Annotated in this window: 22 protein-coding genes; 15 read left to right on the top strand and 7 right to left on the bottom strand. The window is 63.3% G+C overall.

Annotated elements, in window-relative coordinates; all coding sequences use genetic code 11:
• Window positions 1-179 precede the first annotated feature (179 nt).
• The 3 genes from GTP44_RS05870 to GTP44_RS05860 are packed head-to-tail and all read left to right on the top strand — an operon-like array spanning window position 180 to window position 3,948.
• A complete protein-coding gene (locus GTP44_RS05870) occupies window positions 180-1,568 on the top strand; it encodes a flavin-containing monooxygenase (protein ID WP_161018700.1) in 1,389 nt (462 codons plus the stop codon).
• An 11-nt stretch (window positions 1,569-1,579) separates the two neighbouring features.
• The gene (locus GTP44_RS05865) at window positions 1,580-3,088 is read left to right on the top strand and encodes an aldehyde dehydrogenase (RefSeq protein ID WP_161018699.1); all 1,509 of its coding nucleotides are present in this window, start codon (window positions 1,580-1,582) and stop codon (window positions 3,086-3,088) included.
• A complete protein-coding gene (locus tag GTP44_RS05860; protein ID WP_160991742.1) occupies window positions 3,085-3,948 on the top strand; it encodes an SDR family oxidoreductase in 864 nt (287 codons plus the stop codon). The genes GTP44_RS05865 and GTP44_RS05860 overlap by 4 nt, the downstream gene beginning before the upstream one ends.
• Here GTP44_RS05860 and GTP44_RS05855 read toward each other — a convergent pair.
• The gene (locus GTP44_RS05855; RefSeq protein ID WP_160991743.1) at window positions 3,940-4,992 is read right to left on the bottom strand and encodes an AraC family transcriptional regulator; all 1,053 of its coding nucleotides are present in this window, start codon (window positions 4,990-4,992) and stop codon (window positions 3,940-3,942) included. The two genes, GTP44_RS05860 and GTP44_RS05855, sit on opposite strands and share 9 nt — an antisense overlap.
• A 158-nt stretch (window positions 4,993-5,150) precedes the next feature.
• Between GTP44_RS05855 and GTP44_RS05850 the strand changes: the two genes are divergently transcribed.
• Window positions 5,151-6,272 carry an MFS transporter gene (locus tag GTP44_RS05850; RefSeq protein WP_161018698.1) on the top strand — a complete coding sequence of 374 codons (1,122 nt, stop codon included), beginning with the start codon at window positions 5,151-5,153 and terminating at the stop codon, window positions 6,270-6,272.
• Here GTP44_RS05850 and GTP44_RS05845 read toward each other — a convergent pair.
• The 4 genes from GTP44_RS05845 to GTP44_RS05830 form a co-directional block, all read right to left on the bottom strand.
• Complete coding sequence (locus GTP44_RS05845) at window positions 6,250-7,608, bottom strand: diguanylate cyclase (RefSeq protein ID WP_161018697.1); 1,359 nt, start codon at window positions 7,606-7,608, stop codon at window positions 6,250-6,252. The genes GTP44_RS05850 and GTP44_RS05845 overlap by 23 nt on opposite strands.
• 377 nt (window positions 7,609-7,985) lie before the next feature.
• The gene (locus GTP44_RS05840; protein WP_161018696.1) at window positions 7,986-9,179 is read right to left on the bottom strand and encodes an aminotransferase-like domain-containing protein; all 1,194 of its coding nucleotides are present in this window, start codon (window positions 9,177-9,179) and stop codon (window positions 7,986-7,988) included.
• A 100-nt stretch (window positions 9,180-9,279) separates the two neighbouring features.
• Window positions 9,280-9,741: a RidA family protein gene (locus GTP44_RS05835; RefSeq protein WP_161018695.1), complete on the bottom strand. Its 462-nt coding sequence runs from the start codon at window positions 9,739-9,741 to the stop codon at window positions 9,280-9,282.
• Between the two features lie 99 nt (window positions 9,742-9,840).
• Complete coding sequence (locus tag GTP44_RS05830) at window positions 9,841-10,794, bottom strand: DMT family transporter (protein WP_161018694.1); 954 nt, start codon at window positions 10,792-10,794, stop codon at window positions 9,841-9,843.
• Between the two features lie 76 nt (window positions 10,795-10,870).
• Between GTP44_RS05830 and GTP44_RS05825 the strand changes: the two genes are divergently transcribed.
• The 3 genes from GTP44_RS05825 to GTP44_RS05815 all read left to right on the top strand — a co-directional run bounded on the left by GTP44_RS05825 (window position 10,871) and on the right by GTP44_RS05815 (window position 16,442).
• The gene (locus GTP44_RS05825; RefSeq protein WP_161018693.1) at window positions 10,871-12,475 is read left to right on the top strand and encodes an aminotransferase-like domain-containing protein; all 1,605 of its coding nucleotides are present in this window, start codon (window positions 10,871-10,873) and stop codon (window positions 12,473-12,475) included.
• Window positions 12,476-12,545: 70 nt separating this feature from the next.
• Window positions 12,546-14,456, top strand: a complete 1,911-nt coding sequence (gene htpG, locus GTP44_RS05820) for a molecular chaperone HtpG (protein ID WP_161018692.1) — start codon at window positions 12,546-12,548, stop codon at window positions 14,454-14,456.
• A 60-nt stretch (window positions 14,457-14,516) separates the two neighbouring features.
• Window positions 14,517-16,442, top strand: a complete 1,926-nt coding sequence (locus GTP44_RS05815; protein WP_161018691.1) for a CocE/NonD family hydrolase — start codon at window positions 14,517-14,519, stop codon at window positions 16,440-16,442.
• Window positions 16,443-16,456: 14 nt separating this feature from the next.
• Here GTP44_RS05815 and kynA read toward each other — a convergent pair whose 3' ends face one another.
• On the bottom strand, window positions 16,457-17,308 hold the full coding sequence (kynA, locus tag GTP44_RS05810) for a tryptophan 2,3-dioxygenase (RefSeq protein WP_161018690.1): 852 nt from the start codon (window positions 17,306-17,308) through the stop codon (window positions 16,457-16,459).
• 16 nt (window positions 17,309-17,324) lie between these two features.
• Complete coding sequence (kynU, locus tag GTP44_RS05805; protein ID WP_160991751.1) at window positions 17,325-18,575, bottom strand: kynureninase; 1,251 nt, start codon at window positions 18,573-18,575, stop codon at window positions 17,325-17,327.
• A gap of 188 nt (window positions 18,576-18,763) precedes the next feature.
• On the opposite strand from kynU, the gene GTP44_RS05800 reads away from it, so the two are divergent.
• From GTP44_RS05800 to GTP44_RS05765, 8 genes are all read left to right on the top strand, one after another.
• Window positions 18,764-18,994 carry a hypothetical protein gene (locus GTP44_RS05800; RefSeq protein ID WP_161018689.1) on the top strand — a complete coding sequence of 77 codons (231 nt, stop codon included), beginning with the start codon at window positions 18,764-18,766 and terminating at the stop codon, window positions 18,992-18,994.
• A gap of 146 nt (window positions 18,995-19,140) precedes the next feature.
• Window positions 19,141-19,458: a flagellar transcriptional regulator FlhD gene (gene flhD / locus GTP44_RS05795; protein ID WP_090177486.1), complete on the top strand. Its 318-nt coding sequence runs from the start codon at window positions 19,141-19,143 to the stop codon at window positions 19,456-19,458.
• A gap of 18 nt (window positions 19,459-19,476) precedes the next feature.
• On the top strand, window positions 19,477-20,025 hold the full coding sequence (flhC, locus tag GTP44_RS05790) for a flagellar transcriptional regulator FlhC (RefSeq protein ID WP_160991752.1): 549 nt from the start codon (window positions 19,477-19,479) through the stop codon (window positions 20,023-20,025).
• Window positions 20,026-20,092: 67 nt separating this feature from the next.
• Window positions 20,093-20,821, top strand: a complete 729-nt coding sequence (locus GTP44_RS05785) for a class I SAM-dependent methyltransferase (RefSeq protein WP_161018784.1) — start codon at window positions 20,093-20,095, stop codon at window positions 20,819-20,821.
• A 131-nt stretch (window positions 20,822-20,952) separates the two neighbouring features.
• Window positions 20,953-21,813 carry a flagellar motor stator protein MotA gene (gene motA, locus GTP44_RS05780; protein ID WP_161018688.1) on the top strand — a complete coding sequence of 287 codons (861 nt, stop codon included), beginning with the start codon at window positions 20,953-20,955 and terminating at the stop codon, window positions 21,811-21,813.
• 37 nt (window positions 21,814-21,850) lie between these two features.
• The gene (gene motB / locus GTP44_RS05775) at window positions 21,851-22,807 is read left to right on the top strand and encodes a flagellar motor protein MotB (protein WP_161018687.1); all 957 of its coding nucleotides are present in this window, start codon (window positions 21,851-21,853) and stop codon (window positions 22,805-22,807) included.
• Window positions 22,808-22,869: 62 nt separating this feature from the next.
• Entirely contained in the window at window positions 22,870-23,418 is a 549-nt protein-coding gene (locus GTP44_RS05770; RefSeq protein ID WP_160991755.1) for a chemotaxis protein, read from the top strand.
• Window positions 23,419-23,452: 34 nt separating this feature from the next.
• A complete protein-coding gene (locus GTP44_RS05765; RefSeq protein ID WP_160991756.1) occupies window positions 23,453-23,818 on the top strand; it encodes a response regulator in 366 nt (121 codons plus the stop codon).
• Window positions 23,819-23,857 lie beyond the last annotated feature (39 nt).

Here is a 23,857-nt window from a genome sequence, read left to right as displayed (position 1 = left end):
TGTAGACGCGTGCTTCGTCGCGCCGGGGGCCGGATCGGACAGACAAGGATGCCATCCCGGCCAAACCGCCACAGTGTTGCGTGGCCGCTTCGGCTCCCCGCCTGTCCTTTTCGCCCCCGTCGGGCGTCGGCTTTGTTTGCACAATGACCCCGGGACGTTCAACAATAGGGGAGCACACAATGATCACAAACGAGATTACCGACTGCGGCAACGCGGTCTGCGTGGTGGGCGCGGGGCCGGGCGGCCTGTCGGCGGCGCGCGCGCTGAAGGCGATGGGGCTGGCGTATGAACAGTTTGAACGCCATTCGGATGTCGGCGGCATATGGGACATGCAGAATCCCGGCAGTCCGATTTACGAATCGGCGCACTTCATATCGTCACGCGATTTGTCGGGTTTCATCGGCTATCCGATGCCGAAGTCCTATCCGGACTATCCGACCAACCAGCAGATCCTCAGTTATGTGCGCGGTTATGCCGACGCATTCGGCCTGCGTCCGGCGATCCGCTTCAACACGCCGGTGCAGCATGTGCAGAAGGAGGCCGACGGCAAATGGGTGGTGACGCTGGGCGACGGCGCGCGGCGCCGCTATCTGGCGGTGATCTGCGCCACCGGCTGTAACTGGGACCCGAACATGCCGGAAGTGAAGGGACAGTTCAACGGCGAGATCCGCCATTCGGTCACCTACAAGAGCAGCGATGAATTCGCCGGCAAGCGGGTGATGATCGTTGGCGCCGGCAATTCGGGCGCGGACATCGCCTGCGACGCGGCCAATCGCGCGCAGCGCGCCTTCATCAGCATGCGGCGCGGCTACCACTTCATCCCCAAGCATTTGTTCGGCATCCCCGCCGACCAGGTGGGCGAGAGCGGCCCGCCGCTGCCGATCTGGGTGGCGCGTCCGGTAATGGGCCTGCTGCTGAAGATGTTCACCGGCGACCTGACGCGCTTCGGCCTGCCGAAGCCGGACCACCAGCTGTTTGAAAGCCACCCGCTGCTCAATTCCCAGTTGCTGCACAATCTGCAGCACGGGAACATCACGGTCAAGCCGGATGTGTCGCACTACGATGGCGATGATGTGGTGTTCAAGGACGGCAGCCGCGAGAAGCTGGACCTGGTGATCTACGCCACCGGCTACAAGTGGAGCTGCAAGTACGCGGCCGATTACTTCGAGTGGCGCGGCGGCAGGCCGCAGCTGTATCTGTCGATGTTCAGCCGCGATCATCGCAACCTGTTCGGCATCGGCTACGTGGAAACCAATTCCAGCGCCTACAAGCTGTTTGATACGGAAGCCTTCATGATCGCCGCCTACCTGCGCGACCAGCTGGACAACCCGGCCGGCGCCAGCCGCTTCGATGACTTGATCGCACATGACAATCCGGATCTGTCGGGCGGCCTGAAGTTCGTGCAATCGCAACGGCATGAGGTGTATCTGGAAGCGCATGCGCTCAAGTCTTACCTGAAGCGCCTGCGTCGCAAAATGGGCTGGCCGGAACTGACCGAAAATTACTATGACCGGCTGCGCGTCGATACGGCGGCCCAACAGCCAGCCGCGTTGCGCGCGGCGGCGTGAGGGAGCGCGGCATGGAAAAAAACTTTGCGTATTACCAGCAGCGCGCCGCGCAGCTGGCGTTTGAAACCCGCGCGTTGATCGACGGACGCTTCGTCGATGCCGCGTCGGGGGAGCTATTCGATACCGTCAATCCGGCCAACGGCCGCCGTCTGGCGGGCATCGCCCGCTGCGGCGAGCGTGAAGTGGATGCGGCGGTCAGCGCCGCGCGGCGCGTGTTTGAGAGCGGCGACTGGTCGCGCGCCACGCCCAAGCATCGCAAGAAGGTTCTGCTGCGCTTTGCCGATCTGGTCGAGGCCAATCTGGAGACGCTGGCGGTGATGGAAAGCCTGGATTCCGGCAAGCCGATACGCGACGCCTTGTCCGCCGACCTGCCGGACATGATTGAAAGCCTGCGCTGGCACGCGGAAGCGGCGGACAAGCTCTATGACCAGGTGGCGCCGACCGCACCCGATATCGTGGCGATGATCGTGCGCGAGCCGATCGGCGTGGTCGGCGCAGTCCTGCCATGGAACTTTCCGATCTATCTGGCCGGGTGGAAGATCGGGCCGGCGCTCGCCAGCGGCAACTCCATCGTCATCAAGCCCGCCGAGCAGACCACGTTGACGGCGCTGGTGCTGGGACGGCTGGCGCTGGAAGCCGGCGTGCCGGAAGGCGTGCTGAATATCGTGCCGGGTGACGGCGAGACGGTGGGGCAGGCGATCGGCCGGCATCGGGATATCGATTGCGTCAGCTTTACCGGCTCCGGCGAGGTGGGGCGGCTGTTCCTCAAGTATTCGGCCGAGTCGAACATGAAGCGCGTGGTACTGGAGTGCGGCGGCAAAAGCCCGGCGCTGGTGCTGGCCGACGCGCACGACCTGGCCGGCGTGGCGGAACAGGTGGCGCTGGGCGCGCTGTTCTGCCAGGGCGAGAATTGCAGCGCGGGATCGCGGCTCATCGTTCATCGCGCGCGCAAGGATGAATTGCTGGAGGAGGTCAAGCGTGCTTTCGATGCGTGGCGCGTCGGCGATCCGCTCGATCCGACCACCCGCGTTGGCGCGATGATCGAGCCGGGACACATGCGACGCGTACTGGGCTATATCGCCAGCGGCAAGGCGCAGGGCGCGCAGCTGGTCTACGGCGGCAATCAGCTGCGGCAGGACAGCGGCGGCAGCTTTGTCGAGCCGACCATCTTTGACGGCGTGCGCTCTTCAATGACCATCGCGCGGGAAGAAATCTTTGGTCCGGTGCTGTCTGTGCTGACGTTTGGCGATCTGGCCGAGGGCGTGGCGATCGCCAACGACACCAGCTACGGCCTGGCCTCGTCGGTCTATACCAGCAGCCTGGATGCGGCGCACAGCGTGGCCAGACAGATTCGCGCCGGCACGGTGTCGGTCAACTGCTTCTCGGAAGGCGACACCGGCGTGCCGTTCGGCGGTTACAAGGAGTCGGGCTTCGGTGGCCGAGAAAAATCGCTGCTGGCGCACGACCAGTACACGCAAACCAAGACCGTATGGATACAGCTGGCGAGGGGCGGCGCATGACGACGACTGTAACGGGCCGCGTGGCCCTGATCACCGGCGGCGCCGGCGGCATCGGTCGCGCCGTTTGCCGTGGCTTTATCGCGCGCGGCATCCAGTGCGTGCTGGCCGATTACAACCAGGCGTCGCTGGACGCGGCGGTGGCCGAGCTTGGGCCGGCGGCCACCGGTGTGCAGATCGACCTGCGCGACTTCGGCAAGTTGCCGGACCTGCTGGCGTTGGTGCAGGAGCGCTTCGGCCGGCTGGATATTCTGGTCAATAACGCCGCCATCACCGGTACCGGGCATTTCGAGGAGCGCTCGGTCGAGAATATTCTGGGCGAGTTGAATATCAACCTGCTGTCGCCGATTGTGCTGACGCGGCTGGCCTTTCCGTCCTTGCAGCGCTCCGGCGACGGGCGCGTGATCAACACGGTTTCGCTGGGCGGCATTTTCCCGCTGCCAGAAACGGGCATCTACTCGGCCACCAAGTTCGGCCTGCGCGGCGCCATGCTGTGCCTCGGCATGGACGCCGAACGGCACGGCGTGAAGGTCGGCAACGTGATGCCGTCCGCCACCGAAACGCCGATGCTGATGCGCGAAGCCATCGAGGGCGGCAACACGCTGCAGTTCATGGATCCGCCGCAGCAGCCGGAGGATGTGGCCAGGCAGGTGATGCGCATGCTGGACGACCCATGCCTGGAGCGCTATCCGCGCGTCAGCGAATCGTGGACGGTGCGGCTGGCGATGCTGGTGCCGAACATGCTGCCCAAACTGATACCGCTGTTCCGCAAGAAGGGCGTGCGCGGCCATGCGCGCTACCTGGAGTCGTTGCGGCGGCGCGGGCTGGTGCGGGTGCGTGACGGCCAGTGGGAGTTACCTTAACCGGGGCGCCGGTGCGCCCTGGCGGATCTGGTTCGGCAGCATGCCGGACCAGCGCTTGAAGGCGCGGCGGAAGTTGCGCGCGTCGGTAAAGCCGGTGGCCATGGCGATATCGACCAGCGGCATGTCGCTGCGCTTGAGCAGATCGAGCGCCGCCTCGTAGCGCACCTGGTCCACCAGGCGCTGGTAAGAGGTGTCCAGTTCCGCCAGCCGGCGGCGCAGCGTGCGTTCGCTGAGGTTGAGCGCCGCGCCGACCTGCGCCAGGCCGGGCACCTCGTCCACCGAGCCGCGTAGCTCGTTCATGATCGACTCCACCAGATCGTTGCGCGGCGTCTCGGTTTCCAGCAACTGGTCGATCTGCGCCTGCAAGCTGCCCTGCATGTAGCGGTCGTGCGTGGGCAGCGGGCAGTGATACCAGGCGATGTCGCAAATCAGGCGGTTCAGCGGCGCGTTGAACACCACCGGGCAGCGGAAGTATTCGCTGTAGGCCGCAGCGTAGTCGGGACGCGGATAGCGCAGTTCCAGCCGCGCGGGCCGGAAGTGCGAGCCGACCATCGCCCGCGACACCTCAACCCCGCTGACGAATATCTCTTCAATGAAAAACGGTTCCAGTTCGGGATCGTGGAAGCGGGTCGATACCTCGGTGACGAAATGGTGCTCATCGAGCACGCTCATCTCGTTGATGGTCAGCGCGCCGGCCGCGCGTTGGTATTTGATCAGGTACTGGAACGCCTCGCCCAGCGTGGCGCAGGTCAGCATGCCGAGGCCGGGCAGGCCGAAACACACCACGGTCTGGCGCGCGCCGGTGGCTAGGCCGATCGCCGGATCGCCCCATTGCTGCATCGCGCGCCGCACCAGCAGGCTGGTTTGGCGGTACGATACGCGGAAGTCGGCGTCGCACAGGTTCTCGGGCGTGAATCCCAATCCCTTGCACAGGCGCTCCGGCGAATGGCCGCGGGAGGCCACCAGTTGCAGCACCTGGCGGATCACATGCGGCGGCACATCGGCCGCGGCTTCGGCGTCGGGATGATGCGGCTTGACCGGCATGGGCGCTCCTCGTGTGGATTTTGCGGCTAGCATAGTACGGTTTGTGGCGGCCGGATCACGCCGCGCCGAAATGACCGTTTTGACGTCCTGTCTGGCCATTTTAGACCCGTCAGACGCCGCCGCCATCGTAAGCTGTGAAAAAACAACGGGGACAAACCATGAGAACCATCATCCTTGCCTGCACCTGGGCGCTGGGCATCGGCGGCACCACCATGATGCCGTTGCTGGTGACCAGTGCGATGGCGCGGCTGCATCTGGACGAAGGCCAGGCCACGATGCTGGTCGGCGCCGAAATGATCGGCATGCTGATCGGCTGCATCGTGCTGCCGCCGCTGGCGCGCCGCTTGCCGTCGCCGCTGACGGCGGGCGCGCTGGTGCTGCTGGCGCTGTGCCAGGCCGCCTCCACGCTGACATTGCCGGTGCCGGTGTTCTCCGTGCTGCGGCTGGCCGCCGGTTTATGCGAGGCGCAGATGATCGTCATGGTGGGCATTTGCCTGGCCTGTCATCGCGATGCGGAACGCTTGTGGGGGCTGGTGCTGCTGGTGTCCGGGCTGGCGGTGGCAGGCGTGTTCACGGCGCTGACATTGTTCCCCGATGCGGCCAGCGGCGCGGCGGTGTGGCAAGGCTTGGCCTTGATGGCGCTGGTGTTGGGTGTGGTGGCGGTGCGCGTGCCGTCGCTGGTGCCGGCGACGGTGTCCGCGCCCGTTGCCCATGAGGGCGGGCGACGGCGTGGCGGCATGGGCGGCATCTGGCTGGCGTGGGGCGTGTTCGCCGGGGTGTACAGCGTGCAGGCCGGCGTGTGGGCGGTGTCGGCGCTGCAGGGCGAGCGTATCGGCCTGACGTTGCCGCAGATCGGCGTGCTGCTGTCGGTGTCGTCGCTGCTGGGATTCTTTGGCGCGGTGGTGCCGGCGATACCCGCGCTGGCGGCGCGGCGCGGGCTGACGGTGATCGGCGCGCTGGCGGTGATGTTTGCGTCGGTGGCCTGCTTCTTCCTGGCGCACGGCGCGGTGCTGTACTTCGTCGGGCAGCTGATGCTGAACGCGGCCTTCTACACCATCATGGCGGTGCTCAACAGCTTTATCTCGGCGCAGGACCGCGACGGCTCGCTGCTGTCGCGCTCCGTGGTGGTGACGTTTGCCGCCGTGGCGCTGGGCACCGTGGGGGCGGGGGAGTTGTTCCAGGACGCCGGCGGCGTGGGTGTGATCGTGTTCGCGCTGCTGGCGCTGGCGGGCAGCGTGCCGCTCGGGCTCAAGGCCTTCAGCGCATCACCAGCGCTTTGACGGCGGCCAGCGAGGCGCCGCCGGCCTTGGTGGCCTGCACCTGATTGCGGCCACCTTCCTTGGCCACATACATGGCGCGGTCGGCGGCGACGAACAGCGATTCGATGTTATCCAGATGGTGCGGGTGGATGGTCGCCACGCCGATGCTGACCGTCAGCCACGCCGAGGTGCTGGAACGCGGATGCGGGATCTGCAGCGACTCGATGCGCGCGCGGATCGATTCGGCCAGGCGGTGGGCCGTGTCGCCGTCGGTTTCCGCAAACAGCAGCACGAATTCCTCGCCGCCGTAGCGCGCCGCCAGGTCGGTCGGCCGCAGCGCATGCGCGGCGATCGCCTGCGCCACTTGCTGCAGGCAGGCGTCGCCGGCGGCGTGGCCCAGCGTGTCGTTGTATAGCTTGAAATGGTCGACATCCAGCACCACCAGCGACAAAGGCTGGCCGCTGCGCATGGCGCGCTGCCATTCCTTCTCCAGGAAGCTGTCGAAGTGGCGGCGGTTGGCGATCATGGTCAGCGGGTCGACCATGGCCGCGCGTTGCAGCGCGTCTTCCGATTGCTTGTGGTGGGTGATGTCGTGCAGCAGGCCGATAAACAGCGGCTGGCGCAGGTACATCGGCGTCAGCGTCAGGTCCATGCACACCGAACTGCCGTTGCGGTGGCGGATGATGACTTCGCGCGTGCCGTGGTTGTGCGCGGCCTGCGGCGCGGCGGCGTAGCGCTCGAAGTAGTCCAGGTATTCCTGCGCCACCAGGGGATTGAGCAGCTCGCAGATGCTGCGGCCGGCCAGTTCCTCCGTCTGGTAGCCGAGGTATTTGTCGCAGGCCGGGTTGGTGAACTGGATGCGGCCATCGGCTTCGATGATCAGCAGGCCCTCGGCCATGTTGTTGACGATGGTGCGCAGGCGCTCGGCCTGTTCTTCATGCGTCTCGCTCCTGCTGCGGATTTGCAGCTGCGTGCGCACCCGCGCGCTCACTTCGGGCAGCCGTAGCGGCTTGCCGATGTAGTCCACCGCGCCGAGATCGAAGCCGGCCACCACATCGTCGGTGTCGGTGCGCCCGCTCATGAAAATCACCGGAATGCGCTGGGTGGCGCTGTTGTTCTTGAGCTGACGACAGGTTTCGTAGCCGTCCATGCCCGGCATCATGATGTCGAGCAGGATCAGGTCCGGGTGGACGCGCCGGGCGATCTTCAGCGCCCGCTCGCCGCTGGTGGCGACAAAGGTCTGGTAACCCTGTTCGACCATCAGCTTGCGCAACGCGGCGAGATTCTCGGGGGCGTCGTCAACGATGAGTATCGCGGCGTCGCGCCGCGTGGTCATGCTCAAACTTCCGGCATTCATTGTGGATCGCCTTTAACCTGGTGGGTTGCGTTGGCGTGAGTCGTCGGTCGCACGGGTCGGCAACGTCGATGGCAAGCGAAGGTGATTGGTACGCGTTTCAACAAAGGCTGGCCTGATATGAAAGTGACTATCCGTCTAAATCATACCGCTTTGCAACCTCGACCGGTTGAAAAATTTCCTGTGATTTTCGAGTGTTGCCCTCGATGCATCGGACCGCAGCCACACTAGCGCCTGATTGTATAAGTAATGTTGGCGGGAAGTTATGGGATTTGCCAGTTTTGGTAACTATTGGTAGCGAAGTTGCCGGTGACGGTGTTGTATTTTTGCGGGCGGCGAATGCCGCCCGCGGTGGGTTTGCTATGGGTACCTACTTCGACTTAGAGTTTGGCGGCGATCAGCTTGCCCAGGATCTCGATGCCATGGCGGATGCGCTCCGGCGGCACGGTCACGAAGGACAGGCGCAGCGTGTTGGTGGCCGGCTCGTTGGCGTAGAACGGCGAACCCGGCACGAAGGCGACTTTCTGCGCGATCGCTTCATCCAGCAGCTGCATGGCGTTGATGTGCTGTGGCAGCGTGACCCAGATGAACATGCCGCCTTCCGGTTTGGTCCACTCGACGCCTGCCGGGAAGTGCTGCGCCATCGCGTCCAGCATCACCTGGCACTGGTCGCCGTACAGCGCGCGGATTTTCGGGATGTGCTGATCCAGGAAGCCGTCCTTGATCACTTCGTGCACCACCATCTGGGTCAACTGCGAAGTGTGCAGGTCGGCCGCCTGCTTGGCCAGCTCCAGGCGGCGCGCCAGCGGCAGCGGGGCCACCACGTAGCCGAGGCGGATGCCAGGGGTCAGCACCTTGGAGAAGGAACCCATGTAGATCACGCCGTCCGGGTTCATCGCCACCATCTTCGGCAGCGGTTCGCCCTTGTAGCTCAGGGAGCCGTAAGGGTCGTCCTCAATCAGCGGCAGGCCGAGACGGGCGCAGGTCGTCACCAGTTCCTGGCGGCGCTCGATCGACAGCGAACGGCCGGTCGGGTTCTGGAAGTTAGGCAGCGAATACAGCAGGCGCGCGCCTTGCGCGACGGCGTCAATCGACGATGGCACCAGGCCATGTTCGTCGGTGGCCACCGATTTGAATTCTGGCAGATAGACCGAGAACGCCTGCAGCGCGCCCAGATAGGACGGCGTTTCGACCAGCACGCGGCTGCCTTCGTCGATCAGCACTTTACCCAGCAGGTCCAACGCTTGCTGCGAACCGGAGGTCATCAGCACCTGTTCCGGCACGATCTTGGCGCCGCCGGTCGACAGCGAGTCGGCGATCCACTGGCGCAGCGGGGTGTAGCCGTCGGTTGGGCCGTATTGCAGCGCGACTTTGCCGTTTTCGCTGAGGACCTTGTCGTAGGCGACTTTCATTTCGTCGACCGGGAAGGTCAGTGGCGAGGGCAGGCCGCCGGCGAAGGAAATGATCTCGGGCTGCTGCGTGATCTTCAGGATCTCGCGGATGAACGATGCTTGCAGCTGCTCGGCGCGTTCCGCGAATTGCCACTGGATCGGATTGGGGTTTTCGATTTTCATACGTGTCTCACTAGAGGAACCGGCGGGGCCGGTTGTTCAACAAGCGCGCTTGTGGCGTGCTTTTATAGAAGGAACGGCAGCGGATAAGCCGCCGCCCGCTTTACGCGACTTCCGCGATCAGTTCGATTTCGACGCAGGCGCCAAGCGGGATTTGGGCGACACCAAAGGCCGAGCGGGCGTGCTTGCCGGCGTCGCCGAAGACTTCGCCCAGCAGCTCGGAAGCGCCATTGGTGACCAGGTGTTGTTCAGTGTAATCAGGGGTGGAGTTCACCAGGCTCATGACCTTGACGATGCGCTTGACGCGGGTCAGGTCGCCGCCGACGGCCGCTTGCAGGGTGCCGATCAGGTCGATGGCGATGGCGCGCGCGGCGGCCTTGCCCTCGGCGGTGTCGATGTTCTTGCCCAGCTGGCCGACCCAGACGCTGCCGTCGGCGCGTTTGGCGATATGACCCGAAAGGAATACCAGATTGCCGGTTTGGGCGTACATGACGTAGGCGGCGGCCGGGGTGGCCAGTGCTGCCAGGGTGATATCAAGCGCTTTCAGTTTTTCGTAAACAGACATTGTGGTTATCCAGTTAATGATTTATGTGTGGAGACCGATATTGTACTCTCGCGGCGGAGGATGCTTACAGTTGCCGCGAAATCCAGATACTGTATGGTTTCATCGCCGTTTTACCTGCATTTTGCGGCCCGCGCCCACGGTGGCGATGACGGCGATTGCGAAGATCAGGGTTGGCCATTCCAGCGCTTCGCCCAGCACCGCGGTGGCGCCCAGTACAGACAGAAAGGGTTGCAGCAACTGTACTTGGCCGACCCGCGCCACGCCGCCCAGCGCCATGCCGCGATACCAGAAGAAGAATCCGATAAACATCGAAAACACCGAAACATAGGCCAAGCCGGCCCAGGCGGCGGCGCTGGCCTGGGCGATCCGCGCGCTGTCCTGCCAGGCCAGCCAGCCCACCACTGGCAGTAGCGGCGGCGCGGCCAGCACCAGCGCCCAGCAGATGGTCTGCTGTCCGCCCAGCGTCTGCGACAGGCGGCCGCCGGCGGCGTAGCCCATGGCGGCCAGCAGCACGGCCAGGAATATCGCCAGATCGGCCAGATGCAGACTGCCGCCGCTCTGGCGCAGCGCAAAGCCGATCACCAGCGCCGAGCCTATGATGGCCATGATCCAGAAGCCCCGCGACGGTCTTTCGCCGCCCAGCAGGGCCGCGAACATGGCGGTGGCCAGTGGCAGCACGCCGACCAGCACCGCGCCGTGGGCGGCGGGCAGGCTGCGCATCGCCACCGAGGTCAGCCAGGGAAAACCGATGACGCAGCCGATCGCGATCATGGCCAGCGCGGGCAGGGCGGCGCGCGTCGGCAGCGGCGCGCGTTTCCAGTACAGCCAACCGGCGGCCAGTACCGCGGCGGCCAGCGCGCGGGCAAGGGCGACGAAGCTTGGCGACAGTCCGCCGGCGCCGTCCGCGCCGCCGCCGACCGCGAGGCGGGTGAAGGGCAGCGTCAGGCTGAAGATCGCCACGCCGGCCAGCCCAAGCAGCATACCGGCGGTATCGTCGCTCAGGCGGCGGTGCGTGGTCAGCGACGGAGTTGGTGTGGTGATGGCTTTGTTCATGGCTTCATCCTACGTGACAAAACCTATACAGTGCCAGTACACTTTGCCATATAACTTGACATACTGTGACGGGAAAATGACCAATACACGACCACGCACTTCGCTGTTGGGCGCGGCTGCGGCCGCGGCGGCGGAAGCTGTCAACGAGGCGCTGGCGGCGGCTAAGGCGCGCGAAGCCGGCGTCCCGGTGGCGTCCGCGCCCAAGCCGGCGCCCGTGCCACGCGGTGGCGCGGCGGGCCCGATGCTGGGCCTGCTGCTGCGTGAATCGGGCGAAACGCTGATCGACCAGATCGTGCGCTCGGTCGCGGCGCGCATCGACGACCGCGTGCTGCGCGGCGGTGCGCGCATGCCGTCGATTCGGGCGTTCGCGACATCGCACGCCGTCTCGGCCTTCACCGTGGTGGCGGCCTACGACAAGCTGGTGGCCACCGGCTACCTCGAATCGCGCCGTGGCGCCGGCTTTTTCGTGCGCGAGCGGCCGGCCATGGCGCTCAACGCGGCCGACAGCGCCGCCAGCACCAACGCCCTGCGCATTCCGCGTTCCGGCTTCGACGCCAAGCCGATCGACGTGGTTTGGCTGGTGCGCAATATGTTCCGCCAGATGCCGCACCAGCAGATGCCCGGTTCCGGCGTGCTGCCGCCGGACTGGCTGGATGGTCCGGCGGTCGCCAACGCGCTGCGCGCCGTCAGCCGTCAGAGCCCCAATCTGTTATTAAGCTACGGCGTGCCGCAGGGCTTTTTGCCGCTGCGCCAGCAGTTGCAGCACAAACTGGCGGAGCTGGAGATCGCCGCCGCGCCCGAGCAGATCGTCACCACCGTCGGCGTCACCCAGGGGCTGGACCTGGTGGCGCGCGAATTCACCCGGCCGGGCGACACCATCTTCGTCGACGACCCGGCCTGGTTCCTGATGTTCGGCTCTTTCGCCGCGCTGGGCGCGAAAGTGATCGGCATCCCGCGCCTTGGCGACGGCCCGGACGTGGCCAGGCTGGCCGAGTTGGCGGCGCTGCACAAGCCCAAGCTGTACATCATCAACTCGGTGCTGCACAACCCCAGTTCCACTTCGCTGTCGGCGGCCAAGGCCTTCCAGGTGTTGCGCCTGTCGGAAGAGCATGACTTCATCATCGTCGAAGACGATATTTACTGCGACCTGCATCCCGGCAGCGCCGTGCAGCCGGCCACGCGCCTGTCGGCGCTGGACCAGTTGCAGCGGGTGATTTACCTGAGCGGCTTCTCCAAGACCATGGCCGCCAATCTGCGGGTCGGCTTCATCGCCACCTCGCCGCAGCGCGCCGAGCGCCTGGCCGACCGCAAGATGCTGTCGACGCTGACCACCAGCGATATCGGCGAGCGGGTGGTGTACAAGGTGCTGTCCGAAGGCTCCTACCGCAAGCACGCCGACCGTCTGCGCGCGCGGCTGGACGGCATCCGCGCCAAGACGCTGCGCCAGATGGAGCGCATCGGCCTGAAAGTCGACGGTTCGCCGCCGGCCGGCATGTTCGTCTGGGCCGATGCCGGCTGCGACACCAACGCGCTGACCGAGCGCGCCATGGCGCATAACCTGCTGCTGGCGCCGGGTAGCCTGTTCTCGCCCAAGCAGCTGCCATCGACCCGCATGCGCCTCAATGTGTCGGCGATGCACGACCCGGCCGTGTGGCGATTTCTCGAACGTGAGCTGAGTTGATCATCTTGGTCTTGAAAAGCCTCTTATAATCCCCATTTCCTGAAAATCTTAACCAAAAGACTATTTAAAAATGGCTGATACTGAAAAACAAACCCTTGGATTCCAGGCCGAAGTGAAACAGCTGCTGCAGCTGATGATCCACTCCCTGTATTCGAACAAAGAGATCTTCCTGCGTGAACTGATCTCCAATGCCTCGGACGCGTCGGACAAGCTGCGTTTTGAAGCGATCAACAACGATGCCCTGTACGGCAATGACCACGAACTGAAGATCAAAGTCAGCTTCGACAAGGCCGCGCGCACCGTCACCATCTCCGACAACGGTATCGGCATGAGCCGTGACGAGGCGATTTCGCACCTCGGCACCATCGCCAAGTCCGGCACCAAGGAGTTCTTCGGCAAGCTGTCGGGCGACCAGCAGCAGGACGCGGCCCTGATCGGCCAGTTCGGCGTGGGCTTCTACTCGGGCTTCATCGTCGCCGACAAGATCACCGTGGAAACCCGCCGCGCCGGCGCCTCCGCCTCCGAAGGCGTGCGCTGGGAATCGACCGGTGAGGGTGACTATTCGGTCGAACAGATCGAAAAGGTCGGTCGCGGTACCGACATCATCCTGCATCTGCGCGAAGGCGAGGACGAGCTGCTGTCGTCGTGGAAGATCAAATCCATCATCCGCAAATACTCCGACCACATCTCGCTGCCGATCGTGATGCAGAAAGAAGAATGGGACGAAGAGAAGAAGGAAACCGTCCTCAAAGACGAACTGGAAACCGTCAACCAGGCCAGCGCGCTGTGGGCACGCAGCAAATCCGACATCACGCCGGAGCAGTACGAGGAATTCTACAAGCACGTCTCGCACGACTTCCAGGCGCCGCTGACCCATACCCACAACCGCGTTGAAGGCCGCAGCGAATACACCCAGCTGCTGTACATTCCGGCCAAGGCGCCGTTCGACCTGTGGGACCGCAACAAGCGCGGCGGCATCAAGCTGTACGTCAAGCGTGTGTTCATCATGGACGACGCCGAGCAACTGATGCCGACCTACCTGCGCTTCGTCAAAGGCGTGATCGATTCGGCCGACCTGCCGCTGAACGTGTCGCGTGAGATTCTGCAGGAGTCGCGTGACGTTAAAGTGATCCGCGACGGCTCGACCAAGCGCGTGATCGGCATGCTGGAAGAACTGGCGAACGCCGATGAGCAGGACAAGAAGGACAAGTACCAGACCTTCTGGACCGAATTCGGCCAGGTGCTGAAAGAGGGCATCGGCGAAGACGCGGCCAACAAGGATCGTCTGGCCAAGCTGCTGCGCTTCGCCTCGACCGCCAACGACAGCGACGAGCAAATCACCTCGCTGGAGCAGTACCTCGCGCGCGCCAAGGAAGGCCAGGACAAGATTTACTACGTCACCGCCGATAACTACATCGCCGCGAAAAACAGCCCGCATCTGGAAATCTTCCGCAAGAAGGGCGTGGAAGTGCTGCTGCTGACCGATCGCGTGGACGAGTGGATGCTGTCCTTCCTGACCGAGTTTGAAGGCAAGGAACTGGTGTCGGTCGCCAAAGGCGGCCTGGATCTGGGTAAGCTGGAAGACGAGGCGGAGAAGAAGGAGCACGAGGAAACCGAATCGTCGTACAAGGATCTGGTTGGGAAGATGAAGGAAGTGCTGGCAGAAAAAGCCAAGGACGTGCGCGTGACCTTCCGCCTGACCGATTCGCCGGCCTGCCTGGTGGCGGACGAGCATGAGCTGTCGGGCAATCTGCTGCGCATGCTGAAGGCCGCGGGCCAGAATGCGCCGGAGTCCAAGCCTATCCTGGAAATCAATCCGGATCACCCGCTGGTGCAGCGCTTGAAGAACGAGGATGTGGCCAGTTCCTTCAGCGACTGGTCCAACCTGCTGTTCGATCAGGCCTTGCTGGCGGAAGGCGGCGCGCTGAGCGACCCGGCCTCCTTCGTCAAGCGCTTGAACGAGCTGCTGCTGGCGAAATAAACCAACCGTCATTCCGGGGTGTTGTGATACTTTAGCGCTTCACAACACACCGGGGCGTTCATGAAGAAATCCGCATTGGCGCTGGCTGTTCTGGCCAGCGTTTTCCTTTCCGCACACGCTCAACAGACCCTCCCCAGTGAGACGCCCGACGAATTCAAGGCGCCGGTGGCGAGCTTCGACTACATCAAACGCACGGTGATGATACCGATGCGCGATGGCGTGCACCTGAATACCGTGATCGTCCTCCCGCGCAACGCGCACAACGCGCCGATGCTGCTGACCCGCACGCCGTATAGCGCCGAGGGCATGACCAGCCAGTCCGAGAACGCGCAGATGGAGTCCATTCTGCAGGGTTACGACAATCAGGCGGACGTCATCGTCAAGGGTGGTTACATCCGCGTGGTGCAGGACGTGCGCGGCAAATACGGCTCGCAGGGCGATTATGTGATGAACCGCCCGATGGCCGGCACCGAGTTCAATCCGACCGCCATCGATCATTCGACCGACACTTGGGACACCATCGAGTGGTTGAGCAAGAACGTGCCGGAGTCGAACGGCAAGGTGGGCATTATCGGCGGTTCATATGACGGCTTCCTGCCGCTGGTCGCGCTGGTCAATCCGCATCCGGCGCTGAAGGTGGCGGTGCCGATGAATCCCATGGTGGACAACTGGCGCGGCGATGACTGGTTCCACAACGGCGCGTTCCGCCAGGTGAATCTGCCGTACATCCTGGAGCAGGTGGTCACGCGCCGCAATGAGGCGCGCTGGTTCACCAATACCTACGACGATTACGACACCTTCATGCGCGCCGGCTCGGCCGGTGAACTGGCGCGCCAGCGCGGCGTGGAGCAGAGCGGTTTCTGGCGCAAGGTGCTGGCGCATCCGGCTTACGATTCGTTCTGGCAGAGCCAGGCCGTCGACAAAATCCTCGCGCGGCAGACGATCACCGTGCCGACGCTGCTGGTGCATAGCCTGTGGGACGCAGAAGATATTTATGGCGCCATCGCCGTCTACCAAGCGCTCAAGCCGAACGACAAGGACAACAAGGTGTTCCTCGTCATGGGGCCGTGGAACCACGGCGGCCAGGATGGCGACGGCAGCAAGCTTGGCCCGGTCAAATTCAATAGCGATACCGGCTTGCACTTCCGCGAAGAGATCTTGCGCCCCTTCCTCGACCGTTATCTGAAGGACGATTCGTCGCCCGAGGCGCTGGCGGCGAAGATCGCGCCGGTGACGGCGTTCGAGACCGGCACCAACAAGTGGCGTACGTTGGACCGCTGGCCTGCCGCAGCCGGCGCGCCGGCCGCGCTGAAGCTGGGCGCCAACGCCACGCTGACGCTGGCCGACGCCATGCCGGCCACGCAGTCGTACAGAAACGGTTACGACGAATACATTTCCGACCCGGCCAAACCGGTGCCTTACCGCGCGCGGCCGATCGCGGCGGTGGGCTATGACGAGGCCAAAGGCCAGACCTGGCCGCGCTGGCTGGTGGACGATCAGCGCGAGGCGTCCGGCCGCACCGATGTGCTGACCTACACCACCGGCGTGCTGACCGCGCCGGTCAAGATCAGCGGCGAGCCGGTGGCGCATCTGTTGGCGGCCACCAGCGGCACTGATGCCGACTGGGTGGTGAAACTGATCGATGTGTATCCGGACCAGGTGCCGTCGCAGCCCGAGATGGGCGGCTATCAGTTGATGATCTCGGCCGATATTTTCCGTGGCCGCTACCGCGAAAGCCTGGGGACGCCCAAGCCGATCAAGGCCAACGCGCCGCTGCCTTACCGCTTTGCGCTGCCGGCCGCGAATCACGTTTTCCTGCCGGGCCACCGTATCATGGTGCAGATCCAGTCCAGCTGGTTCCCGCTGTACGACCGCAATCCGCAGACCTTTGTGCCGAATATCTTTCACGCCCAGCCGGCCGATTACAAAAAGGCCAGTCAGCGCATTTATCACGACAGCTATATCGAACTGCCGCTGGTCAGATAGCGGCGGCCTCCAACTTATAGTTCGGTGCGCAGCGCGAACAGTTCCGGGAACAGCACCACGTCCAGCATCTTGCGCAGGTAGTTGACGCCGGCCGTGCCGCCGGTGCCGGTCTTGAAGCCGATGATGCGTTCGACCGTGGTCACATGGCGGAAGCGCCAGAAGCGGAACGCGGTCTCCATGTCGACCAGCTTTTCCGCCAGTTCGTACAGCGCCCAGTAGCGCGTCGGGTCGCCGTAGACCTGCAACCAGGCCTGCTGCACCGAGGCGTCGGCCACCGTTGGCAGCGTCGGATCGGCGGCCAGGCGCTCGGCCGATACCGGCAGGCCGTGGCGCGCCAGCAGCTGGACCGCTTCGTCGTAGATCGACGGCGTGTTCAATGCTTCCTGCAGCAGCGGGTATTCCGGCGTGGTGGCGTGGACGTTGAGCAGCGCGGCGTTCTTGTTCCCGAGGATGAATTCGATCTCGCGGTACTGGTAGGACTGGAAGCCGGACGAGGCGCCGAGGTAAGGGCGGATCGCCGTGTACTCGGGTGGCGTCATCGTGGCCAGCACGTCCCAGGCGTGCACCAACTGGTCCATGATGCGGGCCACGCGCGCCAGCATCTTGAAGGCCGGCGGCAGATCGTCGGCCTGGAGGTGCGTGCGCACCGCGCGCATCTCGTGCAGCATCAGTTTCATCCACAGTTCGCTGGTCTGGTGCTGGATGATGAACAGCATTTCATTGTGGTTCGGCGACAGCGGGTGCTGGGCGTGCAGAATCTTGTTCAGGCCCAGATAGTCGCCGTAGCTCATCGCATCGCTGAAGTCCATCCGGGCGCCGTGCCATTGGTCGTCGGCGCCGTGCATCGGGCATTTGTTTTCGCTCATACTGTTTATCTCGTTTTCAGGTCACTGCGTCGCGCTTGGCGTCGATGTTGTAGTCCTGGCGGTCCAGGATGTCGCGCAGGATCTCGACTGCGTCCCAGACATCGGTATGGCTGGTGTACAGCGGCGTGAAACCGAAACGCATGATGGCCGGTTCGCGGTAATCGCCGATGACGCCGCGCGCGATCAGCGCCTGCATCACCGCATAGCCGTGCGGATGGGTGAAGCTGACGTGGCTGCCGCGCTGGGCGTGTGCGCGCGGCGTGACCAGGCCCAGCGGATGCGCGGCGCAGCGCTGCTCCACCAGCTCAATAAACAGATCGGTCAGCGCCAGCGATTTGGCGCGGATGGCTTGCATGCTGGTCTGGTGGTGAACGTTAAGGCCGCATTCAACCAGTGCCAGCGAGACAATCGGCTGGGTGCCGCACAGCGCGCGGGCGATGCCGTCGGCCGGGCGGAAGTCCGGCGCCATGGCGAACGGCGCGGCATGCCCCCACCAGCCCGACAGCGGCTGGCGGAATTGCGGCTGGTGTCGTTTCGGCACCCAGATGAAGGCCGGCGCGCCGGGGCCGCCGTTCAGATACTTGTAGGTGCAGCCCACCGCCAGATCGGCGCCGCCGGCGTGCAGGTCGACCGGCACCGCGCCAGCCGAGTGCGCCAGATCCCAGACGATCAGCGCGCCGTGGTCGTGGGCGAGGGCGCTGGTGGCTGCCATATCGTATTGATAACCGCTGCGATAATTGACGTGGGTCAGCATAACGATGGCGGTGTCGGCGTCTATGGCGCCCGGCAATTCCTCCGGACTGTCGATCAGGCGCAGCGTGTAGCCACGGTCCAGCCAGCCGGCCAGGCCCTGGGCCATGTAGATGTCGGTCGGGAAATTGGAGCGCTCGGTGACGATCACGCGGCGTCCGGCGCTGGCCGGCTCGTCGGCCTGCATTTGCAGCGCGGCGGCGAGCGCCTTGAACAGATTGACCGAGGTGGTGTCGGTGACCACAACTTCGTCCTCGGCGGCGCCGATCAGCGGGGCCAGCAGGTTGCCCAGGCGCCTGGGTAGCTCGAACCAGCCGGCGGCGTTCCAGCTGCGGATCAGGTCATGCCCCCATTCCTGGGCGATCACTTGTTGTGCGCGGGTGAGGGCGGCTTTCGGGCGGGCGCCCAAAGAGTTGCCATCCAGATAAATCACACCGGCCGGCAGGTCGAACTGATCGCGCAGCGAGGCCAGCGGATCTTGCGCATCGCGCTCCAGGCAGTGGTTGCGAGTTGTCATTGTGAATAGAAGTTGAGGTCTAAAGTAGTGAGTGTAACCCGAAAAAATGCCCCAAGCGCCGATTTTTCAGTGGGGGTATCGGTCGCCAACCCGCATGAATAGCGGGCTTGAGGACTTTTTTAAGAATTTTTCGATTTTTTTCAAATTCACCCTAAAGTTCCCTGAAACGCTGCCGTTACCGTTCTTGGATGCGCAGAAAACCGCGCATCAACCGGTTTGATGGGTCGGCAAAAAAATCAAAAATTTTTCGTCGCAACCCTAAAGTTCTCCAAAAAGCTGCCGTTACCGGTTTAGATGTCGCAAAAAAGAGTCGCTTTGCCGCTTTATTTTTCGATTCAAAAGGGATGTATTTTGGAACTTGTATCCCGCAAGAAACGTTCGCCGCACAGGCGTACAAGCTGATCTGCGAGTGTTTGTAAGACAAACACCGACAGGTCGTGCTCGTCATTTCCCTGCAAAAAATACGGAGAGTTCCCTCTTCTGAGTTTTTTGTTGCTCAAGCAGAATGTATCTCAACGGAAACGCATACGTGTTCCGACAGAGAGAAAACGCTAGGAGTGGGAAAATGACCGCAAACGATATGATGGCTGAAATTCGCGACGCCAACCTGAGCTACCTGATGCTGGCTCAGCAGATGATCCGCGCCGATAAAGTCACCGCGATCTTCCGTCTGGGCATCGCCGCTGAAATCGCCGACCTGATCGAAGGCATGAGCAATGCGCAAATCCTGAAACTGGCAGGCGGCAACATGATGCTGGCCCGCTTCCGCTTCGACGACAGCGCCATCCTGTCCATGCTGACCAACTACAACAAAGACCGCGTACTGGCCCAGTCGCACGCCGCCATCCTGATGGCCGGCCAGCCAGTCGAAGAAATCGTTTAATTGCCTGGAGCACAGATCATGGCCGCCAAAAAAAGCGTCGTATCGGAAGCCCAGGAAATTCAGCTGGCCATCGAATTGATTCAGCTGGGCGCCCGCCTGCAACTGCTGGAGTCGGAAGTATCGCTGTCGCGCGAGCGTCTGCTCAAGCTGTACAAGGAGCTGAAGGGCGTGTCGCCGCCGAAAGGCATGCTGCCTTTCTCGACCGACTGGTTCCTGACCTGGCAGCCGAATATCCACTCCTCGCTGTTTATTAATATCCACGCCTTTTTGGTAACCCATGCCGGCGCCACCGGCATCGAGGCGGTGATGAAGGCGTACAAGCTCTATCTGGAGCAAATGCCGCCGGAACCGGGCGAGGAGCCATTGCTGTCGCTGACCCGTGCCTGGACCCTGGTGCGCTTCTTCAGCAGCAAAATGCTGGAAACCGCATGCTGCAATAAATGCCAGGGCCGGTTCGTGGTCAACGCCATGGACCTGAACGGCAGCTACGTCTGCGGCCTGTGCCACATGCCTTCGCGTGCCGGCAAGACCAAAAAATCGCGCGAGGCGGAAGCAATCGCGGCATAATGCCGGCGTGACCGCCACTTATATTCAGTCGATTCAGCGCATCCTGCGCGCGCCCGCTGTGCAGGCCATGTTGATCCAGTGCGGCGCCTTGCCGCTGACGCTGGCCATCCTGTACGTGATGGCCAGTGTGCGTTTACCCACCGATTATCTGACGTTGGCCGTGGTGCAGGGGCTGATCGCGGCGCTGCTGACGTGGAAGCTGGCGCTGGCGGCCTGGTGGCGCGCGATCCAGTTGCTGTTCCCGCTGGCGGTGCTGACCGCGCTGGCGTTGCAGTTGCCGTCCTGGTTGTTCGGCGCCGGTTTTCTGCTGCTGCTGGGCTGGTACTGGTCGACCTTCCGCACGCAGGTGCCGTATTACCCGTCCGGCCCGGCTGTGTGGGACGCGGTGCGCCAGCTGTTGCCGGCCGAGCCTGGCGCGACGCCGCGCGTGATCGACATCGGCAGTGGCCTCGGCGGCTTGACGCTGTATCTGTCCCGCGTTCGCCCGGACGCCGAGGTGACCGGCATCGAGCTGGCGCCGTTACCCTGGCTATATAGCTGGCTGCGCGCCAAACTCGGTCGCAGCCGCGCCCGCTTCCTGCGCGGCGACTACGAACATCTCGATTTCAGCCAGTTCGACCTGGTGTTCGCCTACCTGTCGCCGGCCGCGATGCCCGGATTGTGGCGCAAGGCGAGGGCGGAAATGCGCCCCAATTCGATGCTCGTAAGCTATGAATTTGTCATTGAGGAAAGAGCAGCGGATAGCATCATTCGAGTCACTGAGCGCGAAATTCCCCTCTATATATGGTACTTTTAAGCATCATTTGACGTTATTCACTTGCCCGCTTACCCCTAGTCACGCTATTGTAGTTCTATATGTAAATTATTGAAAACCCGGCCCAGGCAGGTAACAATTCGGCCGGTTTTCGCTCAGGGGAGTCAGCGCACTTGTTAGTCATCATCGGATATGTAGTGGTCTGTGTCGGCGTGTTCGGCGGCTACGCCGCCAGCGGCGGGCATCTGGCCGCGCTGCTCCAGCCGTTGGAGCTGGTCATGATCGGCGGCGGTGCGCTGGGCGCTTTCCTGGTCGGCAACAACAGCAAGACCCTGAAAGCCACGCTGGCCGCGCTGCCGACCCTGTTCAAGGGCTCGCGCTACACCAAAGACCTGTACATGGAGCTGATGTCGCTGCTGTTCGACGTGCTGTCCAAGGTGCGCAAAGAGGGCCTGATGTCGATCGAGGGCGACATCGACAGCCCGGAGCAGAGTCCGCTGTTCAGCAAGTATCCGAGCGTGCTGGAAGACCACCATATCGTCGAATTCATGACCGATTATCTGCGCCTGATGGTGTCCGGCAATATGGATGCGTTCCAGATCGAGAACCTGATGGATATCGAGATTGAAACCCACCACCACGAGGGCGCCGCGCCGGCCCACGCCATCGCCAAGCTGGGCGACGGCATGCCGGCCTTCGGTATCGTGGCGGCGGTGATGGGCGTGGTGCACACGATGGAATCGGTGGGCCTGCCGCCGGCCGAGCTGGGGATTCTGATCGCGCACGCGCTGGTCGGCACTTTCCTCGGTATTTTGCTGGCCTACGGTTTCGTCGGTCCGCTGTCGAGCCTGCTGGAGCAGAAGCTGGAAGAGTCGACCAAGATGTACCAGTGCGTCAAGGTCACGCTGCTGGCCAGTCTGAACGGTTACGCGCCGGCGCTGGCGGTCGAATTCGGCCGCAAGGTGCTGTACTCGACCGAGCGCCCCACCTTCAGCGAGCTGGAAGACCATATCAAGAAGTCGAAGTCGAAGTAAGCCATGCAGTGCACTGTTACCCGGTTAAGGATCAATCATGGCTGAAGAGGGCCTGCGGCCGATTATCGTCAAGCGCGTCAAGAAGGGCGGCGGGGGCCATCACGGCGGCGCCTGGAAGATCGCGTATGCCGACTTCGTGACGGCGATGATGGCCTTCTTCCTGCTGATGTGGCTGCTCGGCTCGACCACCAAGGGCGATCTCAACGGTATTTCCGAATACTTCAAGACGCCGCTGAAGGTGGCCATGTCGGGCGGCTCCGGCAGTGGCGACAGCTCGTCCATCATCAAGGGCGGCGGCAAGGACCTGACCCGCAGCGACGGCCAGGTCAAGGCCAGCGACGATCCGCAGGTCAAGAAGACCTATAACCTGACGGCGGCCAAGGCGGCGCTGGAGGCGGAGGAGAACCAGCGCCTGAAGAACCTGAAGGAGCGCATCGAGAACAAGATCGAGGCCAATCCGCTGCTGAAGAAATACAAGGAACAGCTGCTGCTGGACATCACCAGCGAAGGCTTGCGGATCCAGATCGTTGACGAGCAGAACCGTCCGATGTTCGCGCTGGCCAAGGCCGATCTGCAGCCCTACACCAAGGAAATCCTGCACGAGATCGGTTTCGTGCTGAACGACGTGCCCAACCGTATCACGCTGTCCGGCCACACCGACTCGACGCCGTATATGAGCGACGCCGGCTACAGCAACTGGGAATTGTCGGCCGACCGCGCCAACGCCTCGCGCCGCGCGCTGATCGCCGGCGGCATGCAGGACGCCAAGGTGTTGCGGGTGGTCGGGCTGGCCTCGGCCATCAATCTCGACAAGGCTGATCCGTTCAATCCGATCAACCGCCGCATCAGCATCGTGGTGATGAACCGGCGCGCCGAGGACAATGTGCTGCGCGACGGCCGCAAGATCGAGGTCGGCGATGTCGACGAGGCGGCCGAGGTCGGCGCCGCGGCGGCCGCGCCGGCCAAGCCGGGCGGACCGCCGGTCAGAAAATAAGCCAGCAAATAAGCCAGCAAATAAGCACGCAAAATAAGCAAGCGGAAGTAATCGAGACTGTTATGACGAGAAAAAAAATTCTGGGTTCCCATGTCAAGCGCCTGTTGTCCGGCGTGTCTGACCACGGTCGCCGGCATCTGACCGAAGTCGAGACCGACCTGATCCAGACCGGCCTGTTGCTGGAGGAAGCGATCGAAAAGCTGTCCTTCAACTTCATGGCGATCCACCAGACGGTGGCGGCGGAGCAGGCCACCATCCAGCTGTTGCTGGACGGCGGCACCGTCACGCCCGAACAGCGCGCCCAGCTGGAGGCGCTGCAAGGCCAGGTGGGCGGCTATGTCAACGCCGCCATCACCAGCCTGCAGTTCCAGGACATGACCAGCCAGTTGCTGGACCGCACGCTGAAGCGCGTCACCGGCCTGCGCGAGTTTCTCGGCACGCTGGGCGCGCACAGCGCCGAAATGCTGCCGGAGAGCGACAACGAGCAGATCGTCGAGCTGTTGGGCAAGGTCAGCATGGCGCTGGCGATACAGAGTCTGGAACTGCGCAGCGTGCTGCGCAAGGCGGTCAGTCAGCAGCATCTGGAAAGCGGCGACATCGAGCTGTTTTAACCACCAATAAACACGATTTACTAGAGAGAACAAGATGGCCAAGACTATACTTGCAGTTGATGATTCCAGCTCCCTGCGCCAGATGGTCGCCTTCAGCCTGAAGGCGGCCGGCTACCAGGTGGTGGAGGCGGTGGACGGCCAGGACGGCCTGGACAAGGCCAAGCTGCAGAACGTCGACCTGGTGCTGACCGACCAGAACATGCCGCGCATGGATGGTCTGCAGCTGATCACGCTGCTGCGCGAGCTGCCCAGCTACGCCAAGACCCCGATCCTGATGCTGACCACCGAATCGTCCGACGAGATGAAGGCCAAGGGCCGCGCCGCCGGCGCCAACGGCTGGCTGGTCAAACCGTTCGACCCGCAGCGGCTGATCGAGGTGGTTAAGAAGGTCATCGGCTGATAGAAGGCGCGCAATGATGCGAAGCGAACGTAACGGAGT

This window comes from Duganella lactea (assembly GCF_009857505.1).
Classification (GTDB): Bacteria; Pseudomonadota; Gammaproteobacteria; order Burkholderiales; family Burkholderiaceae_D; genus Rugamonas; species Rugamonas lactea.
Note: the sequence above shows the minus strand (reverse complement) of the source record. Positions and strands in the feature narration are given on the sequence as shown.